Below are 9,014 nucleotides of genomic sequence, written 5' to 3' on the forward strand. Positions count from 1 at the left end.
TCTAGGTTCCAGCGTCGTTTGTTTCGCTTCGCTTTCGCTTTGCTTCAACCGCGCATTTACCAATGTATCTAACTTCCCTAAGTTTGTCAACCCCTTTTGGCAAAATTTTTTGATCTTTTTTCTATCCCTTGCTCCGTAAGCCTTTCAGCTATTTACCCTTTTTCTGGTGGGTTGTTTTTGTTTAGTAATTTTGTTCTAATTAGCTCTTGATGGCGGTGACAGCGTTTCTCATAGGTGGGAACTGTTTAGGCATCAAATAGGGATGCAGTGGCTGAAATAACTGCTTAGTAAGGTTTTCAGCCCCGTGGTCGAACGAGAAGGTCAAACATTGAGTGCTTCGCTCAAATCTCAGTCCAGGAACTCGGTTCGATCAGTTAGAATCAAAATATGGAAAAAAAATTATTTATTTTCGGGAACCTTTGCTAACTTCTCCCGTCCTCAAGCCCTGAGTGAGGAGTTTATATCCTTGAGGAAATCCCATGAGTCAATCGATTCCAGCATCTTGGTCAATTGAGTCCAAAAAGTCTCAAAACCCCGTGTCCCCTGACAAACTCTCCAACTACGATCTAATTGCACGCTGTCAGGAAGGCTGTCAGCCGGATCGAGCAGCCTTTGCGGAACTGCTGCGGCGCTATCAAGCTCATATTGATAAATTACTCTATCATTTGGCTCCCGATTGGCAAGATCGCGCCGATTTGGCCCAAGAGGTCTGGATTCGCGTCTATCGCAATATTAACCGTCTCCATGAACCCCTCAAGTTCCGCGGTTGGTTAAGTCGCATTGCTACTAATCTTTTTTACGACGAATTGCGGAAACGCAAGCGGGTTAATCACCCCATTTCTCTGGATGCTCCCCGGCGCGTGGAAGATGGCGAAATCGATTGGGATATCGAGTCCGATTACCCCAGTCCCGATGAACATCTCACCACCCACGAATTCTACGATCAATTACAGTCTGCGATCGCTGATTTACCAGAAGCTTTTCGGACAACTATTATTCTCCGAGAAATTGAAGGCATGGCCTACGAAGAAATTGCCGAGATCACGGGAGTTTCTTTAGGAACTGTTAAATCTCGCATTGCTCGCGCTCGCGCTAAATTACAATCTGTTTTACAGCCCTATTTTACGGAAGGCTAAAGAAAATTGTGGTGATTCGGCACTAACGGCCGAAGTGAGGAGTCGTTAAATTTAACTAGCTCCATGCTGGTGAAAAGTGATTGCATACCGATCGCTTCTGGTCGAGGTCAACCATGAATAATTATCAACCCGAAGACGTTCAATGGATCAAGTCTTTGTTACGTCACGATGAGGGGGATTCCAACTCCGCAGCCGAGGATATTTTGTTCTTAGATGAGGATAACGAGGAAGCTCATCGTTTCGATTTAATTAGCGCCTATATTGACAACGAAGTAACGGTAGAGGAAAGGAAGCTAGTTCAGCATTGGTTAGACCATGATGCTGCCGCTAAAAAACTCTATCGGCAGCTCTTGGGATTACAAACTAATTTAAGGCAGATTCCCGTACCGGTTACTATGGCCAGCGACCGATTGGCAGAACAGGTGTTCAGAAAAGTCGATGGTCAGCGTCGTCGGCAATATTATGTTTATGGTGGCGCGATTTTCACGGCTATGGCGATCGCTGTTGGCTCCTACTTCGTCTCGGTACGCAATGATCCCCTCTCCCAAATGGCCAGCAGTCCGAGCAGTATTAGCCAAGAGGGAGACCATTTGATGATTGCTCTCAACCATCCGATTATGGAGATTCCCACAACGGAAGAGCCAAAAGAGAATGGCCAAAGATGAGGTCTATGGGGATAAATGCCAGCATTCTCGTGCGATCGCCCAATCTTCCGCCGTAGCAATTACCATCACTCGCACTTTAGATGTCTCGCTGGCGATATCCTCATCCCGGGGACGAGCGGCATTTTTAGCTAAATCTAACTCTAAACCCAAAAAAGACCAGCCTTGACTGGCTTTTTCCCGTACTAAAGCTGAATTTTCGCCGATTCCTGCCGTAAATACCAACACATCTAACCCCTCTAGAGAAGCAATCATCGATCCGATTAAACCTTTCAGACGATGAATATACATCTCAAATGCTAATTTAGCCCTCTGGTTGCCTTCGGCCATCGCCGTGGTAATTGCCCGCATATCCCCAGAAATACCAGAAATTCCCTTTAAACCGGATTCTTTATGGAGTAAGCTATTTAAACTATCGGGATTGTATTGATATTCTCGCTCTAGATAAATCAGAATCCCTGGATCGATCGAACCGCTGCGGGTTCCCATCATCAATCCCTCTAGGGGAGTAAACCCCATAGTAGTATCGATACTTTTACCCCCCTTGACTGCCGATAGGGAAGCACCATTGCCCAGATGACAGATCACCATTTTCAAGGATTCTAGGGGTTTTCCCAACAATTCGGCGGCCCGTTGGGAGCAGTACTGATGACTGGTGCCATGGAAACCATAGCGACGGATTCCCAGTTCACTCCATTGGTAGGGAATGGGATAAAGAGAAGACTGAGGAGGGATAGAACGATGAAAAGCGGTGTCAAACACTGCTACTTGAGGAACATCGCCCAAAACTTGCTCGATTGCCTCAATTCCTTCTAAATGAGCGGGATTATGGCTAGGAGCCAGGGGAATCAGCTTTTTAATCGTTTCTTTGACCTGGGGAGTGATCATGGTAGCCTGGGAATATTCCGTGCCACCATGGACAACTCGATGACCGACTATACTAATGTCGGCGAGGTTGGCTACTACCTTAGTTTCGCCAGTGACTAAGGTATCTAACATCCGAGCAATTCCCGCCGGACGATCCTGACTAGAAAGATTAATTTCCTGTTTAATTCCCTGAGCTTTTACCGTTAAAACCGCGTAATCAGGGTTAACCGTCCAATCGATCCCCGCTTGCCAAATTGGTTGCGGAGGATGGCCAGGGAGAAACTCTAAATCGTACAAACAACTTTTTTGACTGCTCGATCCCGCATTTAAGACCAGAATTTTCATAAAAAAGCTCAATTAGGAGGGGCTTGTGCTGATCATAATCAAACTCAGGTTAAGCCTAGATAAAATCGCTGACTTTTCGGGTTTTTCTTCCAGAAAATTTTATCTGGCTGCCATCACCCATCCTTGACTCGGGCAATATTACAAAACTTTATCAAAAAAAAGTCAAAATAGAGCCTCTAGGGTTATAAAATAGAAGAATACCCCTTGTGAAATTAATCCAAGAAGCTACCTCTGATACAAGTTAAGGCCTCTACAGTGGATTTAGAGCTAGTTCTCGTCCTTTTCACCAGTGGAATGTCAACATCGCACCACGAATCTCTAGAATGGAATTTTTGCGTATTCTAGATAACCGTGATTACTAGAGGATTTCTTAAGTATGTCAGAGGTTCCTGCAGTTACAGATGCCAACTTTAAAGTCGAAGTTTTAGATAGTACCGACCTTGTCCTAGTGGATTTCTGGGCTCCTTGGTGCGGTCCTTGTCGAATGGTGGCTCCCGTTGTCGCAGAAATTGCCGAAATGTTCATAGGGAAAGTCAAGGTGGTGAAACTCAACACCGACGAAAACCCCAATATCGCTAGTCAGTATGGGATTCGCAGTATTCCTACTCTGATGATCTTCAAAGAAGGTCAAAAAGTTGATATGGTGGTCGGGGCTGTACCGAGAACCACTTTAGCTACCACCCTAAATAAACTCCTGGAAGTTGACTAGGTTTTCTGGTAACGCATACCGGGTAACTGAGTCACTAAACCTATTAATTCTAATTCCAATAAGATCCCCGCCACTTCTGAGGTGGGGATTTGCATTTTTTGAACAATAATGTCAAACAACAGGGCATCTCTGTCAAATAACTGATACACTTGTGCTAGTCTAGGTTCTAGATTGACTGGAGGAGCAGCATTAACGACCGGGGATGTCTCTAGAGGGAGTGAAGGGGAGAGATTAACCGGTGCAGATTGGTTCGTGGTGGGAATTGCCCCCAACATTTCTAATAATTTCTCCTCAGAAACGATAATTTCTGCCCCCTGATGAATCAGTTGTAAACAACCCCTAGCGGCAGCAATATCGGGAGAATTGGGTAAAGCATAGATATCGCCGCCAAATTCGTTAGCATAACTGGCCGTGATCAGGGAGCCTGATCTTTCGGGGGCCTCGATAACAATCGTCGCGCGACTTAAACCGGCGATAATGCGATTACGACTGGGAAAATGGGCTTTATTCGGCTGAGTTGCGGCGGGATGTTCACTAATGACTAAACCCTGCTTTTGGATGTCCGCGTGTAGCTGCCGATGACGACTAGGATAAACCACATCGACCCCCGTTCCCAAGACGGCAATCGTCCTTCCCCCTGCTTTTAAACAGCTTTGGTGTGCCTCGCCATCAATTCCTTCGGCCATGCCAGAAACAATAGTAAATCCCTGTTGGGCCAAAAGGGTACTTAAGCGCCGCGCCCAGCGCCTGCCGTGATCCGTGGGGTTACGAGTACCCACAATAGCGACGGTGGGGATATTTCCCTGATTTTCCTCTAAATTGACCTTTCCTTGATAGTAAAGTAAGGGGGGAGGACTGGGAATTTCCCAGAGAAAGCGGGGATATTCTGGGTCGCTAGGGGTCCAAAAAAGGGGGTTTTTCTGGATATGTTTGGCGAAAAGAGCTTCTGGGTCAATTTGCGATCGCCCCTCCCGTACCCCTACCATTAACTTTTTGCCGAATCCTGCCACTTCTGCGATCGCAGTATCGGTGGCATTCCAGGCCACAGCGACACTGCCAAAATGTTGATAGAGTCGCTTTAGGGAAATTGACCCAACTCCAGCAATACTTGACCATGCTAACCAATAAACGCGATCGTCTGTCAATTTGAAAAAGCTCCTCAGACCAAGTAATATTTTCAGTCGGTTAAAACTGACTGCGGCCAGATGACCTTAATTTATTTTAATCTTGCCGGAATACTTTCCATTAGTTGTTGAGGTATTGTTGAGCCTCGTCCATGTCTTTCACTTTTTTAAAATGTGAATCAGTTGTTCTTGATCTTCTGGGGGAAGTTGTTTGGTTGCGTCTAGTATTTCTGCAAAAGTGGCTTGAGTCATGGTTTTAGTTGGTTATAGTGGTCTTTGGAGCCAATTGTAGCAGTAAGGGTAGAATATCTTAGCATAGCGTAACGGATATAACAGACAAATTTATTATAATTTAAAGCTAAAAACTGCGTTAAATAATGCCCCCGAAGAAATCAGTGGTCGTATTTTTTTTAAGAACGTAGAATATCGGACAAAATATCTACAATTAAGGTTTGTGTTTTTAATGATAATGAGCCTAGTTCACGCTGAATCAGTGAAGATCGAAGTGTTACTAAATGATCAAGTCTGATGGCTGACGATTGGCGAAGACCACTGATTATAAAATCTGGATTTTCTGGTCTCAGAATAATATCTGTATGAAGGTGATTTTCTGGAATACGACTGGTAATTAGGGCAAAGATAATGTGTTGATAGCCTCCAATTTGATTGGTTAGGCAATAAGCAGGACGAACCTTACTGGAAGATAAATCGTCGAAGGGAAATTGAATTAATACAATTTTACCCTTCATTAGTTACAGGTTGTCCATCGTTAAGGGTATAAATATCTTCTTCGGGATCTTGCAGAAAAGCAAAGCTAGGGTTATGGGAAACGGCATCTAGCCAGTTTTTTTCGTTCAGTTCATCCTCCGACATCAAAAGAATGACGCGCACAAACCGATCTTTTTCTTGGGGAATAGGATGATCAAGTTGAATTTGTCCTTGGGTATTGAGGATACCAGTGGTTTCAATCACACGCATAGCAAAACCTAAAAGAAGTGATTCGATTCTAACATTAAAGTAACCATAAAAAGCGGTGACGGGCTAACTACAGCGATCTCCATTCTCAGGCTCGCCCTATGGCTCTCCTCGACTTTGTGTGATAATCAGTGCTGATTATTCCTTGTAGTTTTGCCAGACAAGGGTTTAAAGACTATATTTCCAGAAAATTATCGGCTGCATCTCCTATTTGTGACTTTCCCTCACCTATAGGTGAGCAGTAGAAGTTATTCAAAGAGGGCGAATGCAATTCGCCCCTACAATATTATTGCGCCAATGGTGGCTCCCAACTGATAACAGTTAACAGTTAACTGTTAACTGATTGGGGGAGATCGCACACAACACGAAAACCGATATCGTTGAAGCCATCGTCGGCATCGTATTTCTCCCGAGACGCCGAGCGAGACTTAACAGGAATGTGGAACCACGAACCGCCGCGCAGTATTCTTGATGACTGATTAGTTATATTGTTATCTGCCCATGCAATGCTGCCATTTTCTTTAATATTCTCTGGTTTGTTAACATAACTTTCATGATATTGATCAGCACACCATTCCCAAACATTCCCGTGCATATCATAGATTCCCCAGGGATTAGGTAGCTTTTCCCCAACAGGATGGGTTTCATTATTTGAATTAGTACGAAACCAGGCATAATCTCCTAGTTTATCTCTATCATCGCCAAAACTAAATAGGGTTTCAGTACCAGCGCGACAGGCATATTCCCATTCTGCTTCTGTAGGCAAACGGTAGTTTTTTCTGGTTAACTGGCTCAATTTTTCACAAAAAGCTTGAGCATTAAACCAAGTAACAGATTCTACCGGGTTCTGGGGATTTCCTGAAAACCTGGAAGGATTATTTCCCATCACCGCTTGATACTGTGCTTGGGTGACGGGATATTTGCCTATCTGAAATGCTGGCACAATTACTTGATGTATCGGTTTTTCATCTTCATACTCATTAGAACCCATGTTAAATTTACCGGCGGGTATATCCACCATTTCTAGGTTAAAGTCTGGAGGCAATGAGGGAATATATTGGAAAGTTTTAACATTTTGGCGAATTTGTTGTGGTTGAATAGGCTCATTTGCTGGCCGAATTACCCTGGGTGATACTTGTAATAATTTATCAACATTTATCTCTGCCAAGCTAAATTTAGAGTTAGTTACAAATCTTTTATGACCGTGAGCCATTAAAGCTTTAAGCTTAGTATGACTACCCCAATAGCGAATCGACTCTTCATATTCTTGGGTTTTTTCTTCATCTAGTGCAAATTCTTCTAATTTTGCTAAAATTCGCTGATCATTTTCTAAATCTGACAATAACAATGGCCATTTTAAACTAATCGCAGTAAACTTACCTAACTGTTCAAAAGTTAGAGAAGGAACTAACAAATTATCATTCTCATCTCGCTCCTCAAAAAATAAACCAGTTTCATTAGCGATATAAACCTTGAGACGAAAGACATTGATAAAGTGTTTAATCCGTCGCGGATTGTAATCCAATGCGGGAGCTACCATCATAATGACATTCCGCACTGTTTGGGAATCTCTATTATCAGATTTGTTGACTTGAATCGCTTCTAATCGCTTAATTACAGATGCTCGTGCTTTCTCTTTTTCGGTTTGTTCAGATTCTATCGAAGGATTATCTAGAGACAAGTTTTTTAAATCACTTGTCTGATTACTTGTTGCAGAAGTGAGATGCTTTTGCGAATTATTTCTCCAGGGTAAAGCTAACTTAAACTTACCCCAGAATGACTGAAAAAATGTAAAACGAGGTTTAGCTGGCTGTAAATTGGGAGGAGTTGAAGTAGCAAGCTGAATCAAAAAACGCTCAAAATCTGACCGGGATGGTTGGGGAACTAAAAAGGGAAGCTGGACAAACTTTTCAATAAAGGTATAACCATAAGCTAACCCTTTATTAGCACTACGTCTCGCTAAAATATCAGGATCAATTTCTGTGGTTTCTGACGGTAAATACTTGAGAATGTTTTCGTATTTTACCGCTAAACTAGCGGCTACTTTTTCTCTGTCCATTCCTAAAATAAACACCACTGAAGGATCATCAGCAATCATCAAGTTAATCGCCTGCATCAAGTCCGCTGATTTTGGATGTTCACAACGATCTAAATCGTCAATAAATACATATACTCGATCATTGCCAACATAGGCATCAACAATTTTAGCAAAATCTTCATGAAATTCTTCTACAAATGCCGATTGTTTTTTATAATCTGGGGCTTCTATGTATTTAATTAGGTTGTTTTTAGGGTTTTGGAGTAATCTTTGAAAATTTCTCAATAAACTCTTAATACCAGCAAAAATTCCTGCTCCTGATAAAGTTAAACCTCCGGCGGTAAATAACAGTTTAAAAACTGAATTAATTTTACTCCAAAAAACATCTTGAGAAGTTGTTGCTCCGATTAATTCGTTAATTCCTTCAACTCCATAACCGATTAAAATAAAAGGAATGGCAATTGAGGCACAAATCACAAAAATTATTACTGGTAAAGCTTTAATTAATTCAAATAAGCCTTTTTCTAGGTTAAAACGCAATAATTGTAATTTAAAGTGTCCTAGGATAATTCGAGGCAAATCTCGCCAATTTTTGGGCGTAGAAATCTGCTTAATAAAAGACAGCGCAAAAGCTGCCCATACCGACTCCGCTTTATCGTGTCGCCAAGCATTAAACCAAACCGTCCGACCTCCTTTTTCTCGTAAATATTCCTCTAACATTTTCATAAAAGAAGACTTGCCACTACCCCACTCTCCCTCAACCGATAAAGTTAGGGGTGGTTGTGTCTGCTCATGCAACAAAAATTCAGCGATCGCTATTACATAAGGCTCAAATCCGAGAGCATCATTATTAGTAGCTTGATCGCTGACGCTAGTATTGCGGATAGATTCAGGAGAATCGGACATGGTAGTTATTTTTAGGTGACAGAGAAGGGAGAAGAAAATAGATTACCTTAAGTAGCTGGTTATAATTAAATTAAAAATAGATTTTAGGTTCGATCCCCCCTGCCCCCCTTGATAAGCTATCCCTTATAGGGATCTTTCTTAACAATTTTTGCAGTAAGCACTCCAACCCTTATCCTGACTTGATTTCAGTTTTTTCTTTGTCAGTAAGGGTGTCAACAAGGAATATTACAAATTGTTAACCGAGTCTTGAAA

Annotated in this window: 8 protein-coding genes; 3 read left to right on the plus strand and 5 right to left on the minus strand. The window is 42.5% G+C overall.

All coding sequences use genetic code 11. From position 1 onward, the window contains the following. The first annotated feature begins 479 nt into the window (after positions 1–479). On the plus strand, positions 480–1,136 hold the full coding sequence (locus tag IM473_RS13575; RefSeq protein WP_287659614.1) for a sigma-70 family RNA polymerase sigma factor: 657 nt from the start codon (positions 480–482) through the stop codon (positions 1,134–1,136). A 113-nt stretch (positions 1,137–1,249) separates the two neighbouring features. Beyond that, positions 1,250–1,801 (plus strand): anti-sigma factor family protein, encoded by a 552-nt coding sequence (locus IM473_RS13580; protein ID WP_287659613.1) that lies wholly within the window; start codon positions 1,250–1,252, stop codon positions 1,799–1,801. A gap of 3 nt (positions 1,802–1,804) precedes the next feature. Here the strand turns inward: IM473_RS13580 and IM473_RS13585 are convergent, their stop codons facing one another. After that, positions 1,805–3,010: an acetate kinase gene (locus IM473_RS13585; RefSeq protein WP_287659612.1), complete on the minus strand. Its 1,206-nt coding sequence runs from the start codon at positions 3,008–3,010 to the stop codon at positions 1,805–1,807. A gap of 376 nt (positions 3,011–3,386) precedes the next feature. On the opposite strand from IM473_RS13585, the gene trxA reads away from it, so the two are divergent. After that, on the plus strand, positions 3,387–3,719 hold the full coding sequence (gene trxA / locus IM473_RS13590) for a thioredoxin (protein ID WP_287659611.1): 333 nt from the start codon (positions 3,387–3,389) through the stop codon (positions 3,717–3,719). On the opposite strand, the gene dprA is transcribed toward trxA, so the two are convergent. The 4 genes from dprA to IM473_RS13610 all read right to left on the minus strand — a co-directional run bounded on the left by dprA (position 3,716) and on the right by IM473_RS13610 (position 8,762). Then, on the minus strand, positions 3,716–4,864 hold the full coding sequence (gene dprA, locus IM473_RS13595) for a DNA-processing protein DprA (protein ID WP_287659610.1): 1,149 nt from the start codon (positions 4,862–4,864) through the stop codon (positions 3,716–3,718). The genes trxA and dprA overlap by 4 nt on opposite strands. 389 nt (positions 4,865–5,253) lie before the next feature. Next, positions 5,254–5,592 carry a type II toxin-antitoxin system PemK/MazF family toxin gene (locus IM473_RS13600; protein ID WP_287659608.1) on the minus strand — a complete coding sequence of 113 codons (339 nt, stop codon included), beginning with the start codon at positions 5,590–5,592 and terminating at the stop codon, positions 5,254–5,256. Further along, on the minus strand, positions 5,582–5,821 hold the full coding sequence (locus IM473_RS13605) for a hypothetical protein (protein ID WP_287659607.1): 240 nt from the start codon (positions 5,819–5,821) through the stop codon (positions 5,582–5,584). Before IM473_RS13605 ends, IM473_RS13600 begins: the two co-directional genes overlap by 11 nt. 325 nt (positions 5,822–6,146) lie before the next feature. Then, positions 6,147–8,762, minus strand: a complete 2,616-nt coding sequence (locus IM473_RS13610) for an SUMF1/EgtB/PvdO family nonheme iron enzyme (protein WP_287659606.1) — start codon at positions 8,760–8,762, stop codon at positions 6,147–6,149. Positions 8,763–9,014 lie beyond the last annotated feature (252 nt).

This window comes from Microcystis sp. M015S2, assembly GCF_020245945.1.
In the GTDB taxonomy this organism is placed as follows: domain Bacteria; phylum Cyanobacteriota; class Cyanobacteriia; order Cyanobacteriales; family Microcystaceae; genus Microcystis.

What these genes read in the sequence shown, in the direction of transcription:
- IM473_RS13605 (WP_287659607.1), bottom strand. Translation starts at nt 5,821, where the DNA reads ATGCGTGTGATTGAAACCACTGGTATCCTCAATACCCAAGGACAAATT.
- IM473_RS13580 (WP_287659613.1), top strand. Translation starts at nt 1,250, where the DNA reads ATGAATAATTATCAACCCGAAGACGTTCAATGGATCAAGTCTTTGTTA.
- trxA (WP_287659611.1), top strand. Translation starts at nt 3,387, where the DNA reads ATGTCAGAGGTTCCTGCAGTTACAGATGCCAACTTTAAAGTCGAAGTT.
- IM473_RS13585 (WP_287659612.1), bottom strand. Translation starts at nt 3,010, where the DNA reads ATGAAAATTCTGGTCTTAAATGCGGGATCGAGCAGTCAAAAAAGTTGT.
- IM473_RS13575 (WP_287659614.1), top strand. Translation starts at nt 480, where the DNA reads ATGAGTCAATCGATTCCAGCATCTTGGTCAATTGAGTCCAAAAAGTCT.
- IM473_RS13600 (WP_287659608.1), bottom strand. Translation starts at nt 5,592, where the DNA reads ATGAAGGGTAAAATTGTATTAATTCAATTTCCCTTCGACGATTTATCT.
- IM473_RS13610 (WP_287659606.1), bottom strand. Translation starts at nt 8,762, where the DNA reads ATGTCCGATTCTCCTGAATCTATCCGCAATACTAGCGTCAGCGATCAA.